This window comes from Bacillus paramobilis, assembly GCF_038096195.1.
GTDB classification, from domain to species: Bacteria; Bacillota; Bacilli; order Bacillales; family Bacillaceae_G; genus Bacillus_A; species Bacillus_A mobilis.
In genome coordinates, this window is the sequence record NZ_CP151108.1 from 1,354,917 (window position 1) to 1,380,679 (window position 25,763).

Below are 25,763 nucleotides of genomic sequence, written 5' to 3' on the forward strand. Positions count from 1 at the left end.
CATTTTGCTAAGCTTTTTTTGTATATCAATTATATACCGTGCCATACTAATTGAAAAAAGGAGACGAGTTATGAGAAGTATGCGAAGTATTTTATTGTTAATTTCTGTTTTGTTATGCTTTTCTTTAAATAGTACATCGGCCAAAAGATATATGATGTCTATTCATACCGCGTCTCCTTTACATACGCAGCGGCAACATTTTGGCAAAATGAAAGTGAGTTTTTTAAAAGTTGGCCAAGGTGATGCAACACTTATTACATTGCCAAATGGACAAACGATGTTAATTGATGGGGGACCTTATGAAGCCGGTGAGGTTATTATTCAAAAACTAATCGAAAAAGGGATTAACCATTTAGATGTTATCGTCAGTACGCATCCTGATATGGATCACATTGGGGGATTGATTCCGATTGTAGAGCAAATGCCGGTATCACTTATATTAGATAGTGGAAAAACGTATAGTTCTTTTACGTATCACACATACCGGAATCATATTAAAAAAAGAGGAATTCCTTTCGTTTCAGTAAAAGAGGGACAATACATACCACTAGATCCGCATGTTTCCATACAAGTATTAAACAATGGGAAATCAAAAGATGAAAATAATGAATCTTCAATTGTGTTAAAGGTACGGTACGGAAAAGCGGATTTTTTACTAATGGGTGACGCTGATGTGCGGACGGAAACTGAAATATTAAAGCAATTTGATGTACATGCAGATGTGTTAAAGGTGGGACATCATGGCTCATATACTTCAACAAGTGAAATGTTTCTAAAGAAAGTAGAGCCACAGATCGCAATTCTTTCATATGGGAGCAGAAATCCGTATGGGCATCCGCACCAAAGTGTAGTGAGACGCTTAAAACAGCATGGTATAATGATATATGGAACAAATAAACGTACGGTAGAAATGGAAACAGATGGGGAGCATATAACAATAGGAACTAGTGGATTAATGCCACTACTTAAATGAGTAATAGGATACGAGGATATTCCCCCTTTTTGGAAAACTGAATAACATATACTATAATTGCGAGAGATGCAATAAGTGTCCTTTTTGTTAAACAAAAAGGAAATTTCATTCGAATGTCTAGACAACTACTCGTGCATATATTAAGATGGAATTAGGCGAATAAGGTAATAATAACAAGTAGGTATTTCATGGGAAAGGATCGATGAAAATGAAAACGCAAGTTGTCATCAATGCCAAAATTTATACAGGTCAAGAAGTAGTGGAAAACGGATTTATTCGTTACGCAGAAACAATTAAAGAAATTGGTTTGATGGCTCAATATGTATCACAAGAGAATGAAGCAGTTTTAGATGCAGCAGGGAAAATTGTGATTCCAGGTATGATTGATGTTCATATTCATGGTGGATACGATATTGATGCGATGGATGCAAATAGCGATGGATTAGTAACTCTAGGTAAAGAAATGTTAAAAGAAGGAGTTACAACTTACTTCCCAACAACAATGACACAAGCTCCAGAAGCAATCGAAGCAGCATTACATGCTGCGAAGGAAGCGAAAGAAAAAGGAGCACATTTCGAATATATTCACTTAGAAGGACCGTATGTTTCAAAAAAACGTGCAGGTGCACAACCACTTGAACATATTGTTCCTGCGAATATTGAACAATTTAAACAATGGCAGGAAGCAAGCGGGAATCTAATTAAATTAGTAACATATGCACCTGAAGAAGAGGGGGCATTAGAGTTTGAGCAGTATCTTGCTGAAACTGGTGTTGTTGGCACAATGGGACATACAGATGCAATTGATGCGCAACTAAAAAATAGAAACATTACACATGCAACGCATTTATACAATCAAATGCGTGGATTACATCACCGTGAACCAGGAGTTGTTGGTCATGTGTTATTAAATCCAGATGTAATGGTTGAAGTAATTACAGATGGTATTCACATTCACCCTGATATGGTGAAATTAGCATATAAATTAAAAGGACCGAAAAAAGTAAGTGTTATTACTGACGCAATGCGTGCAAAAGGTCTTGAAGATGGGTTATATGAGCTTGGCGGACAGCCAGTACATGTAAAAGATGGTAGTGCTCGATTAGAAGATGGAACGTTAGCTGGTAGTATTCTAAAAATGGATCAAGCTTTCCGAAATGTAATTGAATTTACAGGTTGTTCGATCGAAGATGCAGTACTAATGACATCAGTTAACCAAGCAGAAGAGTTTGGATTAAATCATAAAGGTGCATTAGCGGTAGGAAAAGATGCAGACTTTGTTGTGATGAATGAAGATTTACATGTATATGATACGGTTCGTTTAGGAATTCATATGAAGGAAGGGAAGTAATTAAATGAATATTCTTGTTGTAAAAACTCCAGAAGAACTAGCAGAAGCAGGTTATAAATTAATTGAAGAAGTTGTAAAAACAAAAGAAAATCCAACATTAGGAATGGCTACAGGAAGCTCTCCATTAGGTATTTATGCAGAAATGCGAAAAAATAAACTTGATACAAGCCGTGTAACCACTGTAAACTTAGATGAGTACGTAAATTTACCACATGAAGATAAAAACAGCTATCACTATTTTATGCAAGAACAGTTGTTTGATCATCTTCCATTTAAACAAACTTATGTACCAAACGGGATGGCAAGTGATTTAGAGGAAGAGTGCAAACGTTACGAGGGCATTCTAGCTGCTAACCCAGTTGACCTACAGATTCTTGGAATCGGTGAAAACGGTCACATCGGATTTAACGAACCAGGAACACTGTTTAATTCTCCAACAAACATTGTTGAATTAACAGAATCTACACGCCAAGCAAACCTTCGCTTCTTCGAAAAAGAAGAAGATGTGCCAACTCATGCGATTACAATGGGAATTGGAAGCATTATGAAAGCGAAACAAATTCTACTTGTTGCTATGGGTTCTAAAAAGGCAGAAGCTGTTAAAGAATTATTGCAAGGTGAATATAGTGAAGCGTGTCCTGCTACAGTTTTACAACGTCATCCGAATGTAACCGTAATCGCTGATCAAGAAGCTCTATCTTTATGCAGTGAGGCGATTGCTGATGAACATCGACAAGTATTCACCATTTCCGATCTATTATCAGATTCAAGAGTGGGTGAAACAGCTAATTGAGGACGGCGAATGGAAGCCGGGAGATAAAATCCCATCTGAGAATGAACTTTGCGATAAGTTCGAAGTGAGTCGTATGACAATCAGACAGGCGATTAATAATTTAGTGGAACAAGGTTATTTATATCGGAAACGTGGAATCGGTACGTTTGTCCAACTTCCGAAAGTGGAACAAAAATTGCAAGGAATGACGGGATTCACAGAAGATATGATTTCTCGTGGGATGAACCCAAGTAGTCAATTACTTAGTTTCCGCCTAGTTCCAGCTACTGCGAAAATAGCAGACCGGTTGAGAATACAGGAGGGAGAGTCGGTTTATGAAGTGAGGCGTATTCGCTTAGCTGATGATGAACCGATTGCTTTTGAGACGACATATTTGTCGCCAGCTCTTGTAAAAGATATTAACGAAGAAATATTGCAACAATCTTTATATGAACATTTAGAGAAAAAACTGGGCTTTAAACTTGTTAGCGCTACTCAATCAATTGAAGCTTCAATTGCAACGGATAATGAAGCTGAACATCTGCATATTCCTAAAAAGGCGCCAGTGCTTGTAATGCGTCAATGGTCATATTCAGAAGGTGAAGTTCCGTTAGAGTATGTGAAATGTATTTATCGTGGGGATCGTTATAAGTTTATTACAAACATCGCACGTAACAAATAGTATATTTCAGTTTGTGAAGTACAGTTAATGTCAAATTGTTAAACATGTAAAGAAAAAATACGACTCATCCTTACAAGGAGTGAGTCGTATTTTTATTATGAGCAATTACGTGGTTAACAGCATCTTTAACTGTATTTACTACATAGTGAGCGTGTTCTTTTACTGCTTCATCTGCTTGAGACATAGCAAAACTGTGAGGAGTTAAAGAAAACATTGGGATATCATTATAAGAATCCCCTATGCAAGCAACTTCCTCTGGTTGTATTTGAAACTCTTTTAATAAAACAGAAATAGCAGCCCCTTTACTAATATTAGGTGGCATTACATCTAAACATTGTTCTGCTGAAATGAATGTACTAACTTTTCCGTGGAATTTTTCATCAATTTTTTTCTGAAGGAGTTGTAAGCTTTCCTTTGTTCCACCGACAGAGATTTTATTTGGGAAAATTGTATCATCAATTTTCTGTAATAGATGCGGTTCTTCAACAGAAGTCATCGTGACTTGTTGTTCGAGCTCATGAATAAACGGTGTTTTCTCTTCAATGTAATAATTATGCTCATCACTTACATAACGAAAATAAGGATCTTCATTTGTCATTGCTAACAGATCAGGTAAAATACTCGAATCGAATGTTGCGGATAATAGTTGCTCGTTTTCATGTGTGTACACGAAAACACCATTTACACTAATGCGATGGAAATTTGTATTTACAGCTTTCATTAAGTCTGCAATTTCATTATCAAGTCGGCCAGAAGCGAAACAAAGAATAACATTTTGCTCAGCAAGACTACGAAGTGCTACAAGATCCTGTTCGTCAATTAATCCTCCGTGTTGCATCATTGTACCATCGATATCACTTACAAACATTTTAATCATGTTGTTATCCCCTTTCTATGTACAGTTGCTCTTACATTATACGCATCATATATAAACATGTCTAAAAAATGAATTTTTATGAAATGGTAGATGTTTTACATTGACGACAAAGAAGAATGTTCTGTAACATAAAAGCAGGCTATTTAAGTACGAGGGTGGTGTTATATGAATAATTATCTAGAAATTAAAAAAGTTTTAAATAATAATGTCATCATTGCTAGCCATCCTGAACACGAGGAAGTAGTAGTGATTGGTAAAGGAATTGGATTTGGGAAAAAAGCGAAAGACGTATTGGAGCAAGAACAAATTGAGAAAATGTTTGTTTTAAAAAATGAACGTGATCGTGAACAATACAAACTGTTAGTGCCGCATGTGAGTGAAAAATTAATTGAATTAATGAATGATATTATGTTCTACATTCAAGAAAAAGCAAAATCACCATTGAATGAACATATTCATATCGCTTTAACAGATCATATTTCTTTTGCAATTAAGAGATTAAAACAAGGACTTACAATTGATAATCCTTTTTTAGTTGAAACGAAAATGCTCTATCCAGAGGAATATGAAATTGCTGAAGGTGTTGTAGACCTTTTAAATTCTCGTTTGCAAATTATATTGCCAGAAGGAGAAATTGGGTTCATTGCACTCCATATTTACAGTTCACTTACAAATTCAGATTTATCTTCAGTTAATCAAAACTCCCGTCTTATTGCACAGCTTGTATCTTTAATTGAGACAAACTTACAAATTACATTAGACCAAGAAAGTATCCATTACTTACGCCTTATCCGTCATTTACAATATGCTATTGAACGGGTGAAAAAAGGGGAGAAAGTAGAGGAATCACAAAGCTTTGCTGATTTACTAAAGGCGGAATATCCCGTCTGTTATAATTTAGCTTGGAAGCTAGTAAAGGTCATGCAAAAAGAATTGCAACTTCCTGTGTATGAAGCAGAGAGCATATATTTAACGATGCACCTGCAGCGCTTAGTGAAAGCAGAGCATGTGTAAAAAGACATATATTTTTGTCTAAAATGAAAACGTTAAAAAAAATCATTGAATCGCTTACAATAGTTATGTATAATAACTAATGCAAAGTTATACAAATTTCGACAAACACATTAAGGTAAGTAACGAAAACGTTTGCCTTAATTATAGTGAACTTATAAGTAATCCTATTTTTGACACGTGTTACTGATTCGATCAGGCATGAGTGGAGAAAAGTAAGGAATGTAAGCTTGAGAAAGGGATATACTACCCTTTGTATAGCTATCGTTCTATCTTTTTTTCCTCATGTCTTTTTGGCGTTTGTCGGAAGGTATCAATATAGATAAGAGAGGAAGGGTTTCCATGTTTAAGAAGATCTTTGGTGTTCTTCAAAAAGTCGGAAAAGCGTTAATGCTTCCAGTAGCGATTTTACCGGCAGCAGGTATTTTACTTGGATTTGGTAATGCATTTCAAAATCCACAGTTAACAAATGTTATTCCTGCTTTAAAAGCAGACTGGTTCGTAATGGTAGCAAAAATTATGGAACAATCTGGTGATATTATTTTCGCTAACCTTGCATTATTATTCGCAGTTGGGGTAGCAATTGGTTTAGCTGGTGGAGACGGAGTAGCTGGATTAGCAGCATTCGTCGGCTACTTAATTATGAACAAAACGATGAGTGTGTTCTTAGAAGTAGATAAGTTAGTGAAAGTAACAAGTTCTGGAGCAGATCCAGTAAAAATTGGATTTACTGATCCAGCATATGCAAACGTATTAGGAATTCCAACGCTACAAACGGGAGTATTTGGTGGTATTATCGTCGGTATAGTAGCGGCATATTGCTACAATAAATACTTCAATATTGAATTACCATCATACTTAGGTTTCTTCGCAGGTAAGCGTTTCGTACCAATCGCAACTGCAACATTCTCTTTAGTAGTAGGTATTATCATGTGTTTCGTTTGGCCATACATTCAAGGTGGCTTAAATACGTTCTCACATCAAATGATTGATGCAAATAGAACATTAGCAGCATTCATATTCGGTTTAATTGAACGTTCATTAATTCCATTTGGATTACATCACATTTTCTACTCACCGTTCTGGTTCGAATTCGGTCAGTACACAAATGCAGCTGGCGAATTAATCCGTGGTGACCAAAAAATCTTTATGGCACAGTTAAAAGACGGTGTAGAATTAACAGCAGGTACATTTACAACTGGTAAGTATCCGTTCATGATGTTCGGTCTTCCAGCAGCAGCATTAGCAATGTACCATGAAGCACGTCCAGAAAATAAAAAATTAGCAGCTGGTATTTTAGGCTCTGCTGCATTAACATCTTTCTTAACAGGTATTACAGAACCACTTGAATTTTCATTCTTATTCGTAGCACCAGTACTATTCGGAATTCACGCAGTATTCGCTGGTCTATCATTTATGACAATGCAAATTTTAGGTGTTAAAATTGGTATGACATTCTCTGGTGGTTTAATCGACTTTATGTTATTCGGTGTACTACCAGGCCGTACAGCATGGTGGTGGGTAATTATTGTTGGTCTTGTACTAGCAGTTATTTACTACTTCGGATTCCGCTTTGCAATCCGTAAATGGGATTTAAAAACACCTGGTCGTGAAGTAGCAAATGCGAATGACGGTGCAGGAAAAACTGAAGCGGGTGAACTTCCTCGTGAAGTATTAGTGGCACTTGGTGGTAAAGAAAACATTGCTTCTTTAGATGCTTGTATTACTCGTTTACGTGTTCAAGTTAACGAACAAAAGAATGTAAACAAAGATCGCTTAAAAGAGCTTGGAGCAGCTGGTGTACTTGAAGTAGGAAATAACATTCAAGCTATTTTCGGACCGAAATCTGACACATTAAAATCACAAATTCATGATATTATGTCAGGTCGTACACCTCATGTTGAAAAAGAAGAGCCTGTAAAAGTAGAAGAAGCTCCTCAACAAGTGGATGAAAACGAAACAATCGTTTCACCAATTGAAGGGAAAATATTACCGATTACAGAAGTACCTGATCAAGTATTCTCAGGAAAAATGATGGGAGACGGATTTGCAATCGAGCCAACAGAAGGAACAGTAGTTTCTCCAGTTAACGGTGAGATCGTTAATGTATTCCCTACAAAGCATGCGATTGGCATTCAATCTGAAGGCGGAAAAGAAATTTTAATCCACTTCGGTATTGATACTGTAAAATTAAATGGTGAAGGTTTTGAAGCACTTGTAGCACAAGGCGACAAAGTGAAACAAGGACAGCCATTATTAAAAGTAGATCTTGCATTTGTAAAAGAAAATGCACCATCTATCATTACACCAATTGTCTTTACGAATTTACAACAAGGACAACAAGTCGAATTGAAAAAAGATGGAAATGTTAAAAAGGGCGAAAACGCAATTATTGACATTCAGTAGGAATTTGACGCAAAATGTTTATAATTATAATAGGCGATGTGGTTGACCGAACATCGCCTATTATATACAATAGATGATGTAGTACTCACGTCTATACAACTAAAAAATACTGTAATTTAAAGGAGATAAATTATCATGGAAAAAATCTTTAAAGTAACTAGCGACTCAGGAATTCATGCTCGTCCAGCAACTCTACTTGTAAACACTGCAAGCAAATTTGGTTCTGACATTAACTTAGAGTATAACGGAAAGAACGTTAACTTAAAATCAATCATGGGCGTTATGTCTTTAGGCATTCAACAAAACGCAGAAATTAAAATCACTGCAAATGGTGATGATGCAGCTCAAGCACTAGCAGCTATCGAAGAAACTATGAAAAACGAAGGATTAGGAGAATAATGACTCTTAACATTCAAGGGATCGCTGCATCAAGTGGGATTGCTATTGCAAAGGCTTTCAGACTTGAGAATCCTGAATTTAACATTGAAAAGAAATCAATCACAAACGAAGCTGCTGAAATTGCACGCTTAGACGCTGCGCTTGAGAAAGCAAAAACTGAATTAGAAGCTATTAAGGACCACGCTTTTGCTGAGCTGGGTGCTGATAAAGCTGCGATCTTTGAAGCACATTTATTAGTGTTAAATGATCCAGAACTAGTAAACCCAGTAAAAGATAAAGTAAATAGCGAAAAAGTAAATGCTGAATTTGCAATGGATGAAGTTGCATCTATGTTTATTTCTATGTTTGAAAACATGGATAACGAATATATGAAAGAACGTGCTGCGGACATTCGTGACGTAACAAAACGCGTTCTTGCACATTTACTAGGAATTAACTTCTCAAACCCTGGTACAATTTCTGAAGAAGTAATCATCATTGCTGAAGATTTAACACCATCTGATACAGCTCAGTTAAACCGTAAGTATGCAAAAGGTTTTACAACTGATATCGGTGGACGTACATCTCACTCTGCAATTATGGCTCGTTCTATGGAAATTCCAGCTGTGGTTGGTACGAAAGTTGTTATGGAGAAAATCCAAAACGGCGATATCGTAATCATCGACGGTTTAGATGGAGAAGTAATTGTTAATCCATCAGAAGAAACTCTTCGTTCTTTTGAAGAAAAGAAAGCGAAATTTGAAGAGCAAAAAACTGAATGGGCAAAATTAAAAGACCAAGCTACAGTAACAAGTGATGGGCATCACGTTGAGCTTGTTGCAAATATCGGAACACCAAATGATGTACAAGGTATTATCGATAATGGCGGAGAAGGCGTTGGTTTATACCGTACAGAATTCTTATACATGGGCCGTGACAATCTTCCAACAGAAGAAGAGCAGTTCGAAGCGTATAAAGCAGTTCTTGAAGGTGTAAAAGAAGGTCAACCTGTTGTTGTTCGTACACTTGATATCGGTGGAGATAAAGAGCTTCCATACTTACATTTACCAAAAGAAATGAACCCATTCTTAGGATACCGTGCAATTCGCTTATGTCTTGATGAGCAAGATGTGTTCCGTACACAACTTCGTGCATTACTTCGTGCTAGCGTATACGGTAACTTAAAAATTATGTTCCCAATGATTGCAACTCTTGATGAGTTCCGTCAAGCGAAAGCAATCTTATTAGAAGAGAAAGCGAAACTTGTAGAAGCGGGTACAACTGTTTCTGATTCTATTGAAGTTGGTATGATGGTTGAAATCCCAGCTTCAGCAGTATTAGCAGATCAATTCGCAAAAGAAGTTGATTTCTTCTCTATCGGAACAAATGACTTAATCCAATACACAATGGCTGCAGACCGTATGAACGAACAAGTATCATACTTATACCAACCATATAACCCATCTATTTTACGTCTTGTAAAAATGGTTATCGATGCTGCTCATAAAGAAGGCAAATGGGCTGGTATGTGTGGTGAGATGGCGGGAGATTCACTTGCTATCCCATTATTATTAGGATTAGGTTTAGATGAATTCAGTATGAGTGCAACATCTATTCTTCCTGCAAGAACACAACTAAGCAAGTTGTCGAAAGCAGAAATGGAAACATTAGCAGAAAAAGCATTAATGATGTCAACTGCTGAAGAAGTTGTTGAACTAGTTAAAAGCATATAATCAATAAAAAAACCTGAGTCGATTTGAAATCGGTCTCAGGTTTTTTCTATGAGAAAAGTAAATCTTATTTTCTTACTATAGAGGATAAGGAACAGAATTAGATAGCGATAGCAACGATATCAGTTGGGCATACACGTAAAATACCAGTAAAAGTATTTCGGTTTTGATTGTTCTTATCGTCTTTATTGTTATCTTTGTTATCTTTGTCGTTATTACGAGCTAAAGCAGAGAAAAGAGCAACACCGTTAGCGAAACCTTCAAAAATTACATTGTTGAATGTGCCGTTACCTCTAATGCTTAAAAGAGAAAGCTCTGTTCCAACTGAAATGCTAGCAAGTACGTTACATACAGCTGGTTGTTGTGGTTTTACCTCTCTCTCTTTCTCGCGATGGTCACGATGGTCACACTCTCTTTCACGATGATGACAGTCTCTAAAGTTATCACAGCATCCAAATGATCCAAACATAATCCTCATCACCCCCTTCACACTTATAATCTATGTAAGTTCGGTAGTGAGTGACTGGACAGAGAGTGGAATTTTTTCTAGGGGATTTTCTCATTTTAAATGACTAGCTGGGTGTTTATTACGGGATGATGTTTAAAATAGGATAGATATCACAAAAAAGTGTAAGGACCACCGAAATGAATGAAATAGGTAGCCTTTACACTTTTTTGCTTTTATATAAAACGATGATGTATACAGGAAGAGCTAAGAGTAGTGGTGCGATGGATCTTGCAGTATGTTTTTCTGCTTCTAATTGGAACGCTTCTTCTTTTGGGAATTGTAACACTGATATGTTTGCAGCATCGCCAATAAAATATAACAGCAGTACAGTTACTATGTAACTTAAAAGTGCGATAAAGCTTCCGTATGAACTCAATGAAAATCCCTCTCTTGTTATCTATTTGTTATCATTGTATCATAATTGTAACAAAAACACACGGTTATATTTCAGTGTTTAAACAAATTTCGACACAAAACGCCATTTGTATTTATAGGAATAGCATAAAATTTACTATTTTTTTATGTGTAGATGTCGAATTATACAATGTAATATTACGGATGTGTGACAGACAAAAAAGAAACGAAGGTAATGAAATTACCTTCGTTTCTTTTTGTCCCGTATTAACAGGCAGTAAGCCCCTAATATGGATTAAGGGTTCACTCTTTATTATTTTGCCCATTCACTCACTTGCTCTACGCTCATTCGTGGTGCAGGGTGGCCTTTTAAAGTTGATTCACCAATTGTAATAAGCATAATTGGTACGTAGCGAGATGAAACATTGAATTCTTCTGTAAGTGCTTGTGGATTGAAACCACCAATAGCACAAGTATCCCAACCAGTTGCTTTAGCTGCAAGCATAAGTTGCATTGCTGCTAAAGATGCATTTGAAAAGGCTGCATCTCTTGGGAATTGCTCACGAGCATATGCAGACTCAATATTTTTAGCTAAGCGCTCTTTTGCTTCCTCTTTCATAAATCCTTGTTCTACAATTGGACCATAAACTGGTTCAACGTTTTTATAAGCTTCTAAATCACCTAAAATAGCGACTACAGCAGAAGCATCAAGAATTTGTTGCTGGTTATAAGCAATTGGATGTAATCGTTTCTGTACATCTTCACCTTGGAATACAAGGAATTTCCAGTGTTGCAAGTTCCAAGCAGAAGGTGCTTGAGCAGCGCCCTTTAAAATCTCGTGTAACTCTGTAGATGAAATTTCTTTCTCAGGGTTGAATGCACGTGTAGATGTGCGTTCATATAGAACATTAAAAAAGTTATCGTTTGTCATTATATATCCTCCAAATTACATATCAAATTATGAAAAAATACATGTAATATATTCTACTTACATTTTGTAAGTTGTCGAATTTAAGAATATAATATCTTTATTTTAATTGTCAAGTTTTAAAGTGGAAGCTAGGGCATTCATACAAACGATACAATTCCGATAATCATACACTAAAAAAGGAATTTATAGAGTGAAAAAGAAAAGAGAACATTCTCAATTAGCTTGTTAATATGTATCCCTCACTCATTAAAATTTTTTGAGAGCAGCTTTTTATAAAATGATTGTGAGGAATTCAGTAGAACAAGATATATGAAGTGAGTGAAGACTAGTGATGAACATACTACATTTTTTATTAGAGAATACGGTTTTCCAAAATGTATTACAAGATCTTCAGTTAAATGTCCTTTATATAGAAAATGGATGTACACATCAACAAACGATAGAAAATATTCATCCAAAATGTATGTTTATAGCAAATAGTTTTGAAGAAGGAGAATTATTGTTTCAGAGGACTAAACCACATATTGTAATTATGTATGTAACAGATTTTTCTCAAATAAAATATATAAAGAATATGTATAATCCACAGAGTACATTTATTGTCATTTGGGATCAACAGATAACAAGCGAGTTTGCAGAGGTGCTTACGTTAGGAATACGTAATATTGTGATAGCCCCTGTGACTCCACAAATGGTGTTAGAGGAAGTTAATAAGAGTTTGTATCAACTTTCTTTAGTACGGCAAGTAAGTTTGCAGCAAGAACTACTTCAAACGATGTTTGATTTTCAAAATGATCTATTATTTATAGTAGAAGACGATGAGATTGTTGATTGTAATACAAACTTTTTAGAGTTTTTCGGATATGAAAATTTGTTTGCCTATCGTGAGCAACATTTAGTATTTGCTGAACATTTTATTAGAGAAAATGGATACTATTCAACAACCCATGATATAACATGGTTAGATGATACATTATCATATGATAGAAGAATTAAGATGTCCAATTATGAAGGAGAAGTATCGACTTTTTTATTGCGTGCGACACCACTGCCAGAAGATTTATCAAGATTTATTGTGAAGTGCACAGAGATTACAGAATTAGATGAAATCTATCAAGAACAAGAAAGGCTTGCGATGATAGATTCGTTAACAGAGATTTATAATCGTTTGAAGTTCCAACAAATACTAGAGGCAGAATGGGATACTGCAATGCGTAATGATGAAAAAATAGCGCTCATTTTATTTGATATAGATAATTTTAAAACAGTAAATGACACGTATGGTCATGATTTTGGTGATTTAGCGTTAATTCAGCTTGCAGAGCTTATGAAATCTAAAGTGGAGCAGCAACATGTATTTGCAAGGTGGGGAGGAGAAGAATTTATTATATTAGTAACGGATACAGTAGAAAAAGAGGCATTTCAGGTTGCGGAATCATTGCGATTTTTCATTGAAACAAAGCATTTCTCAGGAATTTCGAAATTAACAGCTAGTTTTGGAGTTGCATTATATGAACAAGGGATTACAAGGGAAGAATTAATGCAGCGAGCGGATATTGCATTGTATGAAGCGAAAAAAAATGGGAAAAATCAAGTGTGCGTATATAGAAAAGAAAAAAAGTGATTTTTCGCAACAAATTGTTGCGATTTTTTTTTATTGTTTGATAATAGAATGTGGGGGGGGGATTTTGGACGAAGGAATTATGGAGGAACAACATGATAAAAAAAATAATGACGATGGCTGCGCTGTCTGCTGTAGTTTGTGGTGGAGTATACTATTTTCTCTATAATCCCAATATAAAGGAAAGCACTGTATTAACAACTAAGGTGAATCCTACTATTGTATCAGAAGTACAAGAGAATATAGAAGAAAAAGAAGAACAAATTGATTATGCTAGTATATCTCAAAAATTAGATCAATATTTAATAGGAAAGCAATTTAACGGAACAGTTTTAGTGACAGATAAAGAGCATGTTATATTGAATAAAGGATATGGGTATGCTGATGTTCAAAATAAGATAGAAAATACGCCTCAAACAAAATATCGTATCGGTTCTATTACGAAAACAGTCGTGGCCACATCTATTTTACAGCTACAGGAACAAGGGAAGTTAAATATTCAAGACAATGTAAATAAATATATTCCCTCTTTTCCAGTAGATAAAAATATCACCTTATATCATTTGTTAACACACACATCAGGTTTACCAGAAAGCGGAAAAGGGAAAGTGAATGCCGCTTCTCGTATAAACTTAGTAAATTGGATCGGAAGTCAAAAATTGGAATTTCCACCAGGCTCAGGTTGGAGATATACAGATTATAATTATATGGTACTTGCCTATATTATAGAAAGCATATCAAAAAAAACTTTAGGAGATTACATAAAAGAAAATATATTTACAAAAGCAGAAATGCATGAATCTGGTATGGGAAATATTGCTCAGGGAGATCAGCATTTTACTAAAGGATATGTAAAGAAAGAGAATGTACTTGAACCTGCACAACAATTGTTAATGGAGTGGTTATACGGATGCGGTGAGATGTATACGACAGTTGGCGATATGAAGAAATTAGACGAAGCGATTATAAATGGGAAACTTCTTTCTGAACAAAGTATACAAGCGATGTTTTCACCTTCAACAGAACGAAAATATGCATTTAGTTTTTACATATATCCGGCCTATTTTCATAATCATGGTGTACTATCTGGTTGGAACACTTTCAATAATTTTAATAAAGAAAAAGGTACTTTTGTTATTTTATTTTCAAATGTGAAAAATAGTATAGATGATGATTTTAATAATGAGTTTCGAAAGATGGTAAGTGATTTATTAGAACAAAGGGGATGAGAAAATGAAACGTAAAAATGTATCAATAGGTTTCATCGGTATTGGTGTAATGGGAAAAAGTATGGTGCGTCATTTAATGCAAGACGGTTATAAAGTATATGTATATAATAGAACAAAAGCGAAGACAGACTCTTTAGTGCGAGATGGTGCAAATTGGTGTGATACACCGAAAGAGTTAGTAAAGCAAGTTGATGTTGTAATGACTATGGTTGGATATCCACATGATGTAGAAGAAGTATACTTTGGGATAGATGGAATTTTGGAGAATGCAAATGAAGGTACGATAGCAATTGATTTCACGACATCTACACCAACATTGGCAAAACGTATTAATGAAGCTGGTAAAAGTAAGAATGTATATACGTTAGATGCACCTGTGTCTGGAGGAGACATTGGTGCGAAAGAAGCAAGGCTCGCAATTATGGTCGGTGGCGAAAAAGAAATATATGAAAAATGTTTACCGTTATTTGAAAAATTAGGGACAAATATTCAGTTGCAAGGACCAGCTGGAAGTGGACAACATACAAAAATGTGCAATCAAATTGCGATTGCTTCTAACATGATTGGAGTATGTGAAGCTGTTGCTTATGCGAAAAAAGCTGGACTAAATCCGGATAAAGTATTAGAGAGTATTTCAACGGGAGCAGCAGGTAGTTGGTCATTGAGTAACTTAGCTCCTCGAATGTTAAAGGGAGATTTTGAACCAGGGTTTTATGTAAAACATTTTATGAAAGATATGAAGATTGCTTTAGATGAGGCCGAAAAATTGCAATTACCAGTACCAGGTTTAAATTTGGCGAAGGAATTGTATGAAGAGTTAATGAAAGATGGGGAAGAGAATAGCGGAACACAAGTGTTATACAAAAAGTACATAAGGGGGTAAATGGGATGGATCTTCAAAAATTTGATGAGATGATTGATACTGTACAACGAGCGACTTGTATACAAATTAATGAAAAACAAAAAGAAGCTTTTAAACAAAAATATGATTTTGAACCGAAATTTGAATATGGAAGAGATGAGAGAGGGCATTATGTTATTCGAACTTCAAAAAAGATGCTAGAAGAAATGGAATTTTATTTGGCATTGAAATATGATCGAGATGGAGTCGATCTATATATGCAAGCAGAGATTGACGGTATATGTCACGTATCTATTAGCTATAGTGAAGATGCCCTACATTTACAAGAATTGTTTCAATTTCTAGAAGAAAATAAATAAAAGTCCTCATTTGAGGACTTTTATTTATTTTTAATTTTATAATTATAAGCTAGAAGCCCGGCGGCATCGTTCGATTGGGAATGGAATAACTTGTGCGATATGATTAGGACCGAATTGTTTTGCACGAGCATGGCGTACTATATAAAATGCACACAGAATTGAAACAGGAATAGCACCGAACAAGCCAAAAAATAAAGCGCTTACACAAGATGCAACAAAACCTAAAACGCCAACTTCCAACTCTTCCATAATAGCTCCTAGAATAACAGGAAGTGCTCCACACGTAACCCCTAGTATAAGTGCGATAAGTAAACTCATGATTATCCCCCTCTGTTTGCGATATTCTTTTCCTTCGTATTTAATTGTAGTATATCATATACAAAACAGAATTTTCAGAATAAATTCAAAAAAAGTTCAATAAATGTTCAAAAAGTGTTAAAAAATTCACTTAAAAAATAGAAGGAGAGATTGTTTTGGAATAGAAGGACTCATATGTTTGAGAAAATAAAAAATCAGGCTTATTTCATTTTTGAAATAAGCCTGTTCCATAGGAGGATGTATATATGTAGAGTGAATAAAAGGTTGGAAAAGGGGATCCAAGTCCTTTTACTCAACTAACTACCTTAATAAATTGGAACCCAGCCTTCAGTTGTAACAAAAATACGAATTGCTACAACTTGACGATCATCTTGCAAAGTAAAATAATGTCTTGCATTTTCAGGAACAGATATGAGATCGCCTGGCTCAAGTTCAACGTCAAAGAACTTTCCATCTTTTCCTTCAATGGCAAAGATGCCATGACCACTAACAATAAAGCGAACTTCATCATCAGTATGATGGTGTTCTTTTTGGAAATTAATTAATAATTCGTCAAGGTTAGGTGTGCTATTTGAAAGTGAAATTACATCATGTGCTTTATAACCTCGGCGCGCTGAAACATCAGCGATTTCTTTTGAGAACACAGCTAATATTTCAGCCTTGTTTTCATCAGTTAAAGAATAATTTTCATTTAAATGAGTAGGAAGCTTAGAGATGTTCCATTTCTCATATAAAACGCCTTCCTCTTGTAGAAATTTAGATACTTCCACTTCATTTTCAATGCGAGTATTTACTTCATGAATACGAATTTGCGCCATTAGAAACGCCTCCTTGAATTGATAATAGTTTTATATGAAATTGGAATAAAAACTCATAAGCTTCTAATCTTTTCTTTGCATCAAAGCTATCTCGGCCCCATACGGTAATACCATGGTTACGGATTAATATTGCTCCCGAATCACCTTGTATATGCTTTCGGAAGTTTTCTCCAAGCGTTGGGATATGGGCATGGTTTTCGATAATAGGAATGTGAATTGTTGCACCTTCTTCCCAAATATCGAGAGCTTTAATAATTTCTTGATTTTGAAGGATGACTGCATCATTATATAAATTTGTGATGACATTGTTATCAGTTGTATGAACATGAAGTACGCACCCGGCATTTGTATTGTTATAAATATGTGTATGCAATATTGTTTCTGCTGACGGGCGTAATTCAGTCTCTAATACGGGAACTCCTAGATGATCTACTAATAGAAAATCATCGGGAGTCGTTTTTGTTTTATCTTTACCACTTGCTGTAATGAGAAAAGTGAGCGGTTCATGACTAACCTTTATAGAAATATTACCACTCGTTGCTGGAAACCAATTTCGTGTTGTTAATTCTTTTTTTATCTCGCTTAAGTCATACCATTGACGAAAAAGTTGTTTCATGATTTCACCTCCAACAAATGTTTTAATTCATTTTGAATATCATGGAATGTTTCAAACGGTGTATAAGCAATATAATTCTCTTCACACTTTGTAATAAGGAAGTCACGAGCAAATACTTTATCTGCTTGTTTCGCAGCTTGTAAATCGGTAATTGAATCTCCAATCACAATATGGAGGTCATTCGTATCACTTAATTTACGGATTAAAGATGATTTGCATAATCCGCAATGATTTTGACAATGATGATCACAAGGATGAGGCCACTTAACGGTAATGAATTCACTGGAAAAGTCTGTTTCATTACAGTAGATTTTCTCTTTTGGAATGATTCCTTGTAAGAGTGGATAGACGAAGAAATCCATTCCGCCTGATATTACGTAAAAAGAAATGTTATTTTCATTTACAAATTGTATAAATTCATGAAAACCATTACGTATTTCAGCAGTTTCTATTAAAAATTGAATCATATCATCGTGTAGACTAGTAGGTATTAATTGAAATAATTGAGAAACACCTTCTTGAATAGACAGCTCTTGTAATAAAATTCTGTTCTTTACTTCTTCAGCTTCTGGTGGTGCAAATTTTTCCATAATGGACATAATGTTATCATTATTTGTAATCGTGCCATCGAAATCACAAAATACTTGAATACTCATAATTTCACCTCATTAGAGGGATTTCCCCATATTTGTAGTGCACTATGCAAATTTATGTCATCTACTTCATGGAGTGGTGTATTTTGCAAAGTGGCATCAATTGCAGTACGGAAAGCTTTACCGCCGCCTTGCGCCCCGCTCGGATGTCCATGTATCCCGCCGCCAGCATTAATAACAACATCTTTACCGAAATCTCGTAAAATAAAGGGAACGAAACCAGGGTGAATACCAGCAGATGGAACAGAAAAACTCTTTTTGAAAAATGCATCGTCTTCAGTTAAATATTTTGAGATGGCAAGAGCCTCCTCTTTTTCTAGCGCAACACTTCCGTATGGAGATGGGAATAATGAAAAGTCAGCCCCAGCATAACGTAGTAGCTTTCCAAGTAATAATGGAGATGAAACTCCATATAACTTGGATGCTGAGTAAGCGCCACTTACAGCAGGGTGTGCCATAATAGGAACAGGGATTTCATCATCTTCTGCTAGTGATTGTAGTACATCTAGTCCGTAAGCAAATACATTAAATAATAGAATATCAGCGCCAGCGTGCACTGCGCGTTTCGCATTTTCTTTTAAATCAAAAGTCCGTCCTGTTAAATTTACGGCATATAACGTTTTATGGCCGTATGTTTCATATACGGATTGTAAAACTTCTTTTCCAGATACAATGCGTTTCGTAAGTGGTGTTAATGTATTCTCAAATAATATTTCATCATCCTTTACGATATCTACACCACCAATTGCTTGATCGCGTAATTGCGTTTTTAAATACCCAATATTTCGTCCAATCATTCCTTTAAAAATGCTCATTAAAAGGGGACGTTCATGCACTTGTAAAAGATTTCGAATACCATCTATCCCAAACTTTGGACCAGGGAAATACTTTTTTAACTCGTCTGAAAATGTTAAGTCAATTAATTTCACTTCGCCATCAAGTGATAGTTTTCCGAATGCAGTTGTTAAAATTGCTGGTAAGTCTGGACTAAAGTTTAATAACGGATATTCAATTTTAATAATCCCGCGTTTTACTTTTTTACGTAAATACGAATTGGTATGTTCTTGTTCAGCTAATTCCTCAACGTGAATGACGTTGCCTTTATGCTGTTTTAATTGTTCTTGCAATAAGTGTGGCAAATGAGTCCAAGAGCCAATTGTTAAACCGAGTGCAATTTGCTCGGCCTTTTTTTCTAAGTTATGTGAATCATCATGGATTAAATACGTCGCTATAATTCCGCTCATTGTTAAAACCTCCTAGTTAAATAAAAAAACCTCTCAGCTAAGGAGAGGTTTTTTTACAACCAGCTCCTTATCTGTCAGCATAATGCTGCGAGAATTAGCACCGTGTCTACGATTGTAGATCGGTTGCCGGGTTTCGTCGGGCTCGTCCCTCCACCTGCTCTTGATAAGAAGTATTTAGAAATGTTTAAATTTTTAAGATAACTGAATTTTGTCAGATATTTTTAATGTTGTCAATTACTTTTTGAAAAAATTTAATTTATCAATTCGATTAATGGCTTCTCGTAATCTATCTTCTGTATGCAAGAGACCAACACGGACATACCCTTCGCCATGTTCACCAAATCCAACACCAGGAGCAACTGCAACGTGTGCTTTTTCTAGTAAAATATTAGAAAATTGCTCAGATGTATATCCTTTCGGAACAGGAAGCCATGCAAAAAATGACCCTGTTGGAATATCTACATTCCAACCAATTGAGTGACAAGCTGAAACAAGAGCGTTTCTTCGAGATTCGTAACTATTTACAAGTTCTATTACGCAAGACTGTGAACTTAATAGTGCTTCGCGGGCAGCATCTTGAACTGCACCAAAAATACTAACGTACATATGATCTTGTAATAAGTTTATTGTCTCAATCACACTTTCATTTCCCACGGCAAAAGCAATGCGCCATCCAGCCATATTGAAAGTTTTCGATAGAGTGTAAATTTCAATACCTGTATCTTTAGCACCGTCTGCTTGCAAGAAACTAACAGGTTTTTGACCATCGAATCCAATTGCACCGTAAGCAAAATCATGAACGACTAGTATATTATGTTCATTAGCAAAATGAATCGTTTCATCAAAGAAATCTTTTGATGCAGTAGCACCGGTAGGATTATTTGGATAGTTTAAAAACATTAGCTTTGCACGCTCGGCAATAGAGTCATCAATTTTCGTATAATCTGGTAAAAAATTATTTTCTGCAAGTAGCGGCATTGTTTCAAATTGTGCTTTTGCTAAAGCAACACCTGATAAATAATCTGGGTAGCCTGGATCTGGAACGAGAATAGTATCACCAGGGTTTGTAAAACAAACTGGTAATTCTACTAATCCAGCCTTTCCGCCAAACAAAATAGCAACTTCTGTTTTGGGATTTACTACTACATCATATTCACGTTGATAGAATGTTGCCACGGCTTCTTTTAAACTTTCATGTCCGCGAAATGGCGGATATTTATGATGAATGGTATTTTCTGCAGCATCTTGTAAAGCTTTTACGATATGCTGCGGTGTTGGTTGATCTGGATTACCTTGACCTAGATTAATAACATCGTGACCAGCTGCTACGACTTTGTTAACTTTTGCAACAAGTGAAGCAAAAAATTGTGTTGGCAATGATGTTACTATCTCAGAAGGTTGAAATGATTTCATACTTTCCACCTCTTTTGAAAGTTGTTACAATTCTAGTGACAAATGATATAATCTTTCCAGTATTTTGTAAAGAAAAAATTATGAATGGGGCTGACAAAATGAAAGTCGCATGTATTCAAATGGACATTGTCTTTGGAGATGTAGAGAAAAATATTGAGAATGCTAAAAATAAAATAAGCGAAGCGATGAAGGAAAGACCAGATGTTATTGTTTTACCAGAACTATGGACAACAGGATATGATTTAACGAGACTCTCTGAAATTGCAGATAGGGATGGATTGGAAACGAAAGAAAAGCTGAAAGAGTGGTCGAAACAATATGGTGTACATATTGTCGGTGGTTCTATAGCGAAGCAAACAGATCAAGGTGTTACAAATACAATGTATGTTGTAACTAATAAAGGCCAGCTAGTCAATGAATATAGTAAAGTGCATTTATTTCAGCTCATGGATGAACATAAATATTTAATCGCTGGAAATAGTACAGGCGAATTTAAGTTAGATAATATAGAGTGCGCTGGTACAATTTGTTATGATATTCGTTTTCCGGAGTGGATGCGTGTTCATACTGCGAAAGGTGCAACAGTTTTATTTGTTGTAGCAGAATGGCCATTAGTTCGTTTAGCACATTGGCGTTTGCTACTGCAAGCAAGAGCAGTTGAAAATCAATGTTATGTTGTTGCATGTAATAGGGCAGGAAAGGATCCGAATAATGAGTTTGCGGGTCATTCTTTAATTATCGATCCTTGGGGGGAAGTTGTTGTAGAAGCGAATGAAGAAGAATCAATTTTATTTGGAGAGCTCACATTCGAGAAAATTAACGAGGTACGCAAAGGAATTCCAGTTTTTGCAGATCGCCGTCCAGAATTATACAAATAAAATGTTGACAAGTGATTTTTATTCTTGGTATAGTCTTCAACATAAAGTTAAAAATTCAAAAAATTATACAACTCTTATCAAGAGCAGGTGGAGGGATTTGGCCCGATGAAGCCCAGCAACCGACCGTAATACCATTGTGAAATGGGGCGTTTATTTACGCCAAAAGGCACGGTGCTAATTCCAGCAGAAAGTAAAACTTTCTGGCAGATAAGAGGGGAGAAGATAAACTTCAAACCTCTTTCTTTGTGGAAAGGGGTTTTTCTATTTTAGAAAAACCTCTGAATATAAAAAGGGGGAGAAGACGATGGGATATTATTCATTAACTGAAACGACAGCTATACAATATGCGAAAGAACACGGTTATTTTGAAAAGAAAGCAAATGTAGTTTGTCATGAAATTGGAGATGGAAATTTAAATTACGTGTTCAAATTAGGTGATGGAGAGAAGTCTATTATACTAAAACAAGCATTGCCATATGCAAAAGTAGTTGGTGAGAGCTGGCCGTTATCTATAAAAAGAGCGACGATTGAAAGTAAAGCATTACAAATTTTCGCGAAATATGTGCCGGAATATGTGCCGGTAGTGTACAGTCATGATGAAGAGTTAGCGGTAACGGTCATAGAAGATTTATCAAGACTAACAATTGCAAGAAAAGGATTAATAGATGGAGAGGAGTACCCACTTTTATCCCAACATATTGGTCGTTTTCTAGCATATGTGTTGTTTTACACTTCAGATTTAGGATTAGAGTCAGAAGAGAAAAGGGTACTAGAAGGTGCATTTGTAAACCCAGACCTTTGTAAAATTACAGAAGATTTAGTGTTTACAGATCCGTTCGGTCATTACGATACGAATGATTATGAACCAGAGTTGCAGCTAGCTGTAGATGAACTATGGAGTGACAAAACTGTCAAACTAAAAGTGGCACAGTATAAATATAAATTTTTAACGAGAAAAGAAGCACTTATTCATGGAGATTTACATACGGGAAGTATTTTTTCATCACCTTCTGAAACGAAAGTGATTGATCCAGAATTTGCAACATATGGTCCATTTGGATTCGATCTTGGTCAATTTATTGCAAATTTATTATTAAATGCGTTATCACGTGAAGAGGAAAAAAGAAGTGTGCTATTTTTCCATATTGAGAAAACATGGAGTTATTTTGTAGAAACTTTTACGAAGTTATGGATTGGAGAAGGTGTAGAAGCATATACGAAAGAGAGACAATGGTTGCCAATTATTTTGAAAAATATTTTTACGGATGCCGTTGGATTTGCCGGATGTGAGCTTATCCGTAGAACAATTGGCTTAGCGCATGTAGCTGATTTAGATGAAATAGCAAATAAAGAAACGAGAATTCAAGCTAAGAAACAGGCGTTATTCTTAGGTAGAGAACTAATAAAATATGAATCTAAGAGCGCTGATATTCAACTGTTCCGAACACTATTCCAACAGACAGTTTCTGGAGGGGTAAAAGCATGAGTACAATTGTTACTATTCCGAGGTCTGTTAGTTGGAAAGGGGATGCCATTGCAGTATTAAATCAAACAAAGTTGCCGCATAGTACAGAATACAAAACATTAACGACGATTGAAGATGTATGGAAAAGTATTGTCATGCTAGAAGTAAGAGGGGCACCTGCAATTGGAATTGTAGCCGCATTTGGCTTGGCGCTTGCATCCCAAAAATATAACACTGTACATATTGAAGAATTTCAAAAGAAGTTTAATAGAGATTGTAATTATTTAGGAACGTCACGCCCGACAGCAGTCAATTTATTTTGGGCAATCGATCGTATGAGAGAATCCATTCGGGAAATTACTACAATAAAAGAAGCGCAAAAAAAATTAGAAGAAGAAGCGCTTCTCATTCAGCAAGAAGATGAAGCAGTATGCCGGAGTATTGGAGAACATGCATTAACATGTTTTAAAGATGATGATAACATTTTAACAATTTGTAACGCTGGCAGTATTGCAACTGCTAGATATGGTACTGCATTAGCACCGTTTTATATTGGGAAAGAAAAGGGTGTACGTTTACATGCGTATGCGTGTGAAACGAGACCGGTTTTACAAGGTGGGCGTTTAACAACCTGGGAATTAAAACAGGCAAATATTGATGTAACACTTATTACAGATAATACGGCAGCTCATGCTATTCAAACGAAAGAAATAAACGCGATTATAGTAGGAGCGGACCGAATTGTCGCAAATGGAGATACAGCAAATAAAATCGGAACAATGAATTTAGCTATATTAGCAAAGTATTTTGATATCCCGTTCTATGTTGCAGCTCCGCTATCGACATTTGATATTACGAAACAAACAGGTGCTGAAATTGTTATTGAAGAAAGAGATGAAACAGAAGTTACGAAAATTTTTGGAAAACAAGTGGCACCAGTTGGAACTGATGTTTATAATCCTGCATTTGACGTAACGCCGAATGAATTAATTACAGGTATTATTACCGAGAAAGGTATTATAAGAGGAGATTATGAACAGGAAATTGCATCATTATTTGAAAGACAAGCTAATACATAATAGCTTGTCTTTTTATCCCGCTTTAATGGGCAGTAAGACCCCCACCTCAAAATTCAGCGAAAGCAAAGAATTTAGGTGGGGATCGGGCTGCCCATAAAAGTCCGATTGGTGAGGGCTAATAATCAGTGGGGGATGAAGAAAACCCCCACTGATTAAAGTTTCACTTTATGCCTAAATGTTTTCTTTTCTCTTATTTATATAATGAAAGGAGGAGAGAAAGATGGAAGAGTGGATCAGGATGGTAGGTAATGTAGGTTTTCCGATTGTTGTAACATTATATTTACTCCATCGTATTGAAAGTAAATTAGATGGGGTAATTGTGGCAATCGAGAAACTCCCTAAACAATTACTAAAGTAGGAGGTCCTCGCGATAGAAAGTAAAATAAAGTTTGCTCTTCGTGAGCAAACTTTATTTTTTATTGAGCAGTATAACCACCATCGATAACGACAGCTTGACCAGTTATACCTTTCGCTTTTTCGCTCGCTAAAAACATAGCATAATCAGAGATTTCTTGTACTTGCAATAGGCGTTTTTGTGGTACAAGTGGATAAATGACATCCTCTAAAACATTTTCAAGTGGTACATTTCGTGTAGTAGCTAAATCTTGTAGTTGATTACGTACAAGAGGGGTATCGACATAACCAGGACAAAGCGCATTAACGGTAATTCCGTGAGTAGCGCCTTCTAAAGCGGCAACTTTTGTTAATCCAATTACGCCATGCTTCGCGCTATTGTAGGCAGATTTTCCTGCAAATCCAACGAGGCCATTAATGGAGGCTACATTAATAATTCGGCCATACTTTTGTTTTTTCATGATTGGGAAGGCATGCTTAATTGCGATAAAAGGAGCGATTTGCATAATTTTAATAAGTTGTTCAAACTTTTTGGTTGGAAAATCTTCAATTGGTGAAACATGCTGCATTCCTGCGTTATTAATTAATATATGTAATGAACCGAAATGATTAACCGTTTGAGAAATTGCAGCTGTAATTTCTTCTTCAGATGTAACATCACATTTTAAACCGATAGCTTGATAGCCTTCTTTTTGTAATTGTTCAGCAGCTTCTTTTGCACGGTCTTCAAGACGATCGGTAATAACAACTTTTGCACCCTCTTTTGCAAAAGCGTTTCCCATTTCATAACCAATACCACTTGCAGCACCTGTTAAAAAAACAACTCGATTTGTAACCATGATGAAAAACATCCCTTCGTAATAAAGTTCTCATATTGCTTT

General features: G+C 35.7%; 27 protein-coding genes and 2 riboswitches. Of the genes, 16 read left to right on the top strand and 11 right to left on the bottom strand.

Annotation, left to right across the window (positions count from 1 at the left end; translation table 11 throughout):
- Window positions 1–70 precede the first annotated feature (70 nt).
- The 4 genes from AABL52_RS07175 (at window position 71) to phnF (ending at window position 3,778) form a co-directional block, all read left to right on the top strand.
- On the top strand, window positions 71–973 hold the full coding sequence (locus AABL52_RS07175) for a ComEC/Rec2 family competence protein (RefSeq protein WP_341519107.1): 903 nt from the start codon (window positions 71–73) through the stop codon (window positions 971–973).
- Window positions 974–1,181: 208 nt separating this feature from the next.
- The gene (gene nagA / locus AABL52_RS07180; RefSeq protein WP_002107769.1) at window positions 1,182–2,324 is read left to right on the top strand and encodes an N-acetylglucosamine-6-phosphate deacetylase; all 1,143 of its coding nucleotides are present in this window, start codon (window positions 1,182–1,184) and stop codon (window positions 2,322–2,324) included.
- 4 nt (window positions 2,325–2,328) lie between these two features.
- Window positions 2,329–3,117, top strand: a complete 789-nt coding sequence (nagB, locus tag AABL52_RS07185) for a glucosamine-6-phosphate deaminase (protein WP_001024205.1) — start codon at window positions 2,329–2,331, stop codon at window positions 3,115–3,117.
- Window positions 3,047–3,778: a phosphonate metabolism transcriptional regulator PhnF gene (gene phnF, locus AABL52_RS07190; protein WP_002194085.1), complete on the top strand. Its 732-nt coding sequence runs from the start codon at window positions 3,047–3,049 to the stop codon at window positions 3,776–3,778. Before nagB ends, phnF begins: the two co-directional genes overlap by 71 nt.
- A gap of 70 nt (window positions 3,779–3,848) precedes the next feature.
- On the opposite strand, the gene AABL52_RS07195 is transcribed toward phnF, so the two are convergent.
- Window positions 3,849–4,655 carry a Cof-type HAD-IIB family hydrolase gene (locus AABL52_RS07195; protein WP_000594238.1) on the bottom strand — a complete coding sequence of 269 codons (807 nt, stop codon included), beginning with the start codon at window positions 4,653–4,655 and terminating at the stop codon, window positions 3,849–3,851.
- Between the two features lie 165 nt (window positions 4,656–4,820).
- Here AABL52_RS07195 and glcT point away from each other — a divergent pair, with 165 nt between their 5' ends.
- The 4 genes from glcT (at window position 4,821) to ptsP (ending at window position 10,183) form a co-directional block, all read left to right on the top strand.
- Window positions 4,821–5,669: a glucose PTS transporter transcription antiterminator GlcT gene (gene glcT / locus AABL52_RS07200; protein ID WP_001067319.1), complete on the top strand. Its 849-nt coding sequence runs from the start codon at window positions 4,821–4,823 to the stop codon at window positions 5,667–5,669.
- Between the two features lie 339 nt (window positions 5,670–6,008).
- Window positions 6,009–8,072: a PTS glucose transporter subunit IIABC gene (gene ptsG, locus AABL52_RS07205; RefSeq protein ID WP_000473195.1), complete on the top strand. Its 2,064-nt coding sequence runs from the start codon at window positions 6,009–6,011 to the stop codon at window positions 8,070–8,072.
- Between the two features lie 135 nt (window positions 8,073–8,207).
- Window positions 8,208–8,471 carry a phosphocarrier protein HPr gene (gene ptsH, locus AABL52_RS07210; protein WP_000411080.1) on the top strand — a complete coding sequence of 88 codons (264 nt, stop codon included), beginning with the start codon at window positions 8,208–8,210 and terminating at the stop codon, window positions 8,469–8,471.
- Entirely contained in the window at window positions 8,471–10,183 is a 1,713-nt protein-coding gene (gene ptsP, locus AABL52_RS07215) for a phosphoenolpyruvate--protein phosphotransferase (protein ID WP_000174216.1), read from the top strand. The genes ptsH and ptsP overlap by 1 nt, the downstream gene beginning before the upstream one ends.
- Window positions 10,184–10,280: 97 nt before the next feature.
- On the opposite strand, the gene AABL52_RS07220 is transcribed toward ptsP, so the two are convergent.
- The 3 genes from AABL52_RS07220 to AABL52_RS07230 all read right to left on the bottom strand — a co-directional run bounded on the left by AABL52_RS07220 (window position 10,281) and on the right by AABL52_RS07230 (window position 11,973).
- Window positions 10,281–10,649: a DUF3915 domain-containing protein gene (locus tag AABL52_RS07220; RefSeq protein WP_000468032.1), complete on the bottom strand. Its 369-nt coding sequence runs from the start codon at window positions 10,647–10,649 to the stop codon at window positions 10,281–10,283.
- A 196-nt stretch (window positions 10,650–10,845) separates the two neighbouring features.
- Window positions 10,846–11,064: a hypothetical protein gene (locus tag AABL52_RS07225; protein ID WP_000100490.1), complete on the bottom strand. Its 219-nt coding sequence runs from the start codon at window positions 11,062–11,064 to the stop codon at window positions 10,846–10,848.
- Window positions 11,065–11,355: 291 nt separating this feature from the next.
- Complete coding sequence (locus AABL52_RS07230) at window positions 11,356–11,973, bottom strand: nitroreductase family protein (protein WP_000180385.1); 618 nt, start codon at window positions 11,971–11,973, stop codon at window positions 11,356–11,358.
- Between the two features lie 331 nt (window positions 11,974–12,304).
- Between AABL52_RS07230 and AABL52_RS07235 the strand changes: the two genes are divergently transcribed.
- The 4 genes from AABL52_RS07235 (at window position 12,305) to AABL52_RS07250 (ending at window position 16,044) form a co-directional block, all read left to right on the top strand.
- A complete protein-coding gene (locus AABL52_RS07235; protein WP_120450840.1) occupies window positions 12,305–13,597 on the top strand; it encodes a GGDEF domain-containing protein in 1,293 nt (430 codons plus the stop codon).
- Window positions 13,598–13,689: 92 nt separating this feature from the next.
- Window positions 13,690–14,823, top strand: a complete 1,134-nt coding sequence (locus AABL52_RS07240; RefSeq protein WP_341519108.1) for a serine hydrolase domain-containing protein — start codon at window positions 13,690–13,692, stop codon at window positions 14,821–14,823.
- A 4-nt stretch (window positions 14,824–14,827) separates the two neighbouring features.
- A complete protein-coding gene (locus AABL52_RS07245) occupies window positions 14,828–15,706 on the top strand; it encodes an NAD(P)-dependent oxidoreductase (protein WP_097843856.1) in 879 nt (292 codons plus the stop codon).
- Between the two features lie 5 nt (window positions 15,707–15,711).
- A complete protein-coding gene (locus tag AABL52_RS07250; RefSeq protein ID WP_000365612.1) occupies window positions 15,712–16,044 on the top strand; it encodes a DUF3909 family protein in 333 nt (110 codons plus the stop codon).
- Window positions 16,045–16,086: 42 nt separating this feature from the next.
- On the opposite strand, the gene AABL52_RS07255 is transcribed toward AABL52_RS07250, so the two are convergent.
- The 6 genes from AABL52_RS07255 to AABL52_RS07280 form a co-directional block, all read right to left on the bottom strand.
- Entirely contained in the window at window positions 16,087–16,362 is a 276-nt protein-coding gene (locus AABL52_RS07255; protein ID WP_000054671.1) for a hypothetical protein, read from the bottom strand.
- A gap of 305 nt (window positions 16,363–16,667) precedes the next feature.
- On the bottom strand, window positions 16,668–17,180 hold the full coding sequence (locus AABL52_RS07260) for a 1,2-dihydroxy-3-keto-5-methylthiopentene dioxygenase (RefSeq protein WP_000057317.1): 513 nt from the start codon (window positions 17,178–17,180) through the stop codon (window positions 16,668–16,670).
- The gene (locus tag AABL52_RS07265; RefSeq protein WP_000811325.1) at window positions 17,158–17,796 is read right to left on the bottom strand and encodes a methylthioribulose 1-phosphate dehydratase; all 639 of its coding nucleotides are present in this window, start codon (window positions 17,794–17,796) and stop codon (window positions 17,158–17,160) included. Before AABL52_RS07265 ends, AABL52_RS07260 begins: the two co-directional genes overlap by 23 nt.
- On the bottom strand, window positions 17,793–18,452 hold the full coding sequence (locus AABL52_RS07270) for a 2-hydroxy-3-keto-5-methylthiopentenyl-1-phosphate phosphatase (RefSeq protein WP_341519109.1): 660 nt from the start codon (window positions 18,450–18,452) through the stop codon (window positions 17,793–17,795). Before AABL52_RS07270 ends, AABL52_RS07265 begins: the two co-directional genes overlap by 4 nt.
- A complete protein-coding gene (gene mtnW, locus AABL52_RS07275) occupies window positions 18,449–19,693 on the bottom strand; it encodes a 2,3-diketo-5-methylthiopentyl-1-phosphate enolase (RefSeq protein ID WP_341519110.1) in 1,245 nt (414 codons plus the stop codon). Before mtnW ends, AABL52_RS07270 begins: the two co-directional genes overlap by 4 nt.
- Window positions 19,694–19,757: 64 nt before the next feature.
- Window positions 19,758–19,863: riboswitch (SAM riboswitch) on the bottom strand.
- Between the two features lie 64 nt (window positions 19,864–19,927).
- Window positions 19,928–21,106, bottom strand: coding sequence for a pyridoxal phosphate-dependent aminotransferase (locus AABL52_RS07280; RefSeq protein ID WP_000834741.1), 1,179 nt, complete (start codon window positions 21,104–21,106; stop codon window positions 19,928–19,930).
- A gap of 14 nt (window positions 21,107–21,120) precedes the next feature.
- Between AABL52_RS07280 and AABL52_RS07285 the strand changes: the two genes are divergently transcribed.
- The 4 genes from AABL52_RS07285 (at window position 21,121) to AABL52_RS07300 (ending at window position 24,886) form a co-directional block, all read left to right on the top strand.
- Window positions 21,121–21,984: a carbon-nitrogen family hydrolase gene (locus AABL52_RS07285; protein ID WP_033656393.1), complete on the top strand. Its 864-nt coding sequence runs from the start codon at window positions 21,121–21,123 to the stop codon at window positions 21,982–21,984.
- Between the two features lie 71 nt (window positions 21,985–22,055).
- Window positions 22,056–22,198: riboswitch (SAM riboswitch) on the top strand.
- Between the two features lie 90 nt (window positions 22,199–22,288).
- On the top strand, window positions 22,289–23,470 hold the full coding sequence (gene mtnK, locus AABL52_RS07290) for an S-methyl-5-thioribose kinase (RefSeq protein ID WP_341519111.1): 1,182 nt from the start codon (window positions 22,289–22,291) through the stop codon (window positions 23,468–23,470).
- Window positions 23,467–24,528, top strand: coding sequence for an S-methyl-5-thioribose-1-phosphate isomerase (gene mtnA / locus AABL52_RS07295; RefSeq protein ID WP_341519112.1), 1,062 nt, complete (start codon window positions 23,467–23,469; stop codon window positions 24,526–24,528). Before mtnK ends, mtnA begins: the two co-directional genes overlap by 4 nt.
- Before the next feature lie 220 nt (window positions 24,529–24,748).
- Window positions 24,749–24,886 (top strand): YvrJ family protein, encoded by a 138-nt coding sequence (locus AABL52_RS07300; protein ID WP_000393345.1) that lies wholly within the window; start codon window positions 24,749–24,751, stop codon window positions 24,884–24,886.
- Between the two features lie 58 nt (window positions 24,887–24,944).
- Here the strand turns inward: AABL52_RS07300 and AABL52_RS07305 are convergent, their stop codons facing one another.
- Window positions 24,945–25,721 (bottom strand): 3-hydroxybutyrate dehydrogenase, encoded by a 777-nt coding sequence (locus AABL52_RS07305; protein ID WP_341519113.1) that lies wholly within the window; start codon window positions 25,719–25,721, stop codon window positions 24,945–24,947.
- Window positions 25,722–25,763 lie beyond the last annotated feature (42 nt).

Excerpts from the sequence above, each read along its gene's own strand:
- mtnW (WP_341519110.1), bottom strand. The coding sequence starts at position 19,693 with ATGAGCGGAATTATAGCGACGTATTTAATCCATGATGATTCACATAAC.
- glcT (WP_001067319.1), top strand. The coding sequence starts at position 4,821 with ATGAATAATTATCTAGAAATTAAAAAAGTTTTAAATAATAATGTCATC.
- nagB (WP_001024205.1), top strand. The coding sequence starts at position 2,329 with ATGAATATTCTTGTTGTAAAAACTCCAGAAGAACTAGCAGAAGCAGGT.
- AABL52_RS07300 (WP_000393345.1), top strand. The coding sequence starts at position 24,749 with ATGGAAGAGTGGATCAGGATGGTAGGTAATGTAGGTTTTCCGATTGTT.
- AABL52_RS07245 (WP_097843856.1), top strand. The coding sequence starts at position 14,828 with ATGAAACGTAAAAATGTATCAATAGGTTTCATCGGTATTGGTGTAATG.
- mtnK (WP_341519111.1), top strand. The coding sequence starts at position 22,289 with ATGGGATATTATTCATTAACTGAAACGACAGCTATACAATATGCGAAA.
- ptsP (WP_000174216.1), top strand. The coding sequence starts at position 8,471 with ATGACTCTTAACATTCAAGGGATCGCTGCATCAAGTGGGATTGCTATT.
- AABL52_RS07265 (WP_000811325.1), bottom strand. The coding sequence starts at position 17,796 with ATGAAACAACTTTTTCGTCAATGGTATGACTTAAGCGAGATAAAAAAA.
- AABL52_RS07195 (WP_000594238.1), bottom strand. The coding sequence starts at position 4,655 with ATGATTAAAATGTTTGTAAGTGATATCGATGGTACAATGATGCAACAC.
- AABL52_RS07175 (WP_341519107.1), top strand. The coding sequence starts at position 71 with ATGAGAAGTATGCGAAGTATTTTATTGTTAATTTCTGTTTTGTTATGC.
- ptsG (WP_000473195.1), top strand. The coding sequence starts at position 6,009 with ATGTTTAAGAAGATCTTTGGTGTTCTTCAAAAAGTCGGAAAAGCGTTA.
- AABL52_RS07270 (WP_341519109.1), bottom strand. The coding sequence starts at position 18,452 with ATGAGTATTCAAGTATTTTGTGATTTCGATGGCACGATTACAAATAAT.
- ptsH (WP_000411080.1), top strand. The coding sequence starts at position 8,208 with ATGGAAAAAATCTTTAAAGTAACTAGCGACTCAGGAATTCATGCTCGT.
- AABL52_RS07250 (WP_000365612.1), top strand. The coding sequence starts at position 15,712 with ATGGATCTTCAAAAATTTGATGAGATGATTGATACTGTACAACGAGCG.
- AABL52_RS07305 (WP_341519113.1), bottom strand. The coding sequence starts at position 25,721 with ATGGTTACAAATCGAGTTGTTTTTTTAACAGGTGCTGCAAGTGGTATT.
- nagA (WP_002107769.1), top strand. The coding sequence starts at position 1,182 with ATGAAAACGCAAGTTGTCATCAATGCCAAAATTTATACAGGTCAAGAA.
- AABL52_RS07280 (WP_000834741.1), bottom strand. The coding sequence starts at position 21,106 with ATGAAATCATTTCAACCTTCTGAGATAGTAACATCATTGCCAACACAA.
- AABL52_RS07230 (WP_000180385.1), bottom strand. The coding sequence starts at position 11,973 with ATGACAAACGATAACTTTTTTAATGTTCTATATGAACGCACATCTACA.
- AABL52_RS07220 (WP_000468032.1), bottom strand. The coding sequence starts at position 10,649 with ATGTTTGGATCATTTGGATGCTGTGATAACTTTAGAGACTGTCATCAT.
- AABL52_RS07240 (WP_341519108.1), top strand. The coding sequence starts at position 13,690 with ATGATAAAAAAAATAATGACGATGGCTGCGCTGTCTGCTGTAGTTTGT.
- AABL52_RS07255 (WP_000054671.1), bottom strand. The coding sequence starts at position 16,362 with ATGAGTTTACTTATCGCACTTATACTAGGGGTTACGTGTGGAGCACTT.
- AABL52_RS07260 (WP_000057317.1), bottom strand. The coding sequence starts at position 17,180 with ATGGCGCAAATTCGTATTCATGAAGTAAATACTCGCATTGAAAATGAA.
- phnF (WP_002194085.1), top strand. The coding sequence starts at position 3,047 with ATGAACATCGACAAGTATTCACCATTTCCGATCTATTATCAGATTCAA.
- mtnA (WP_341519112.1), top strand. The coding sequence starts at position 23,467 with ATGAGTACAATTGTTACTATTCCGAGGTCTGTTAGTTGGAAAGGGGAT.
- AABL52_RS07235 (WP_120450840.1), top strand. The coding sequence starts at position 12,305 with ATGAACATACTACATTTTTTATTAGAGAATACGGTTTTCCAAAATGTA.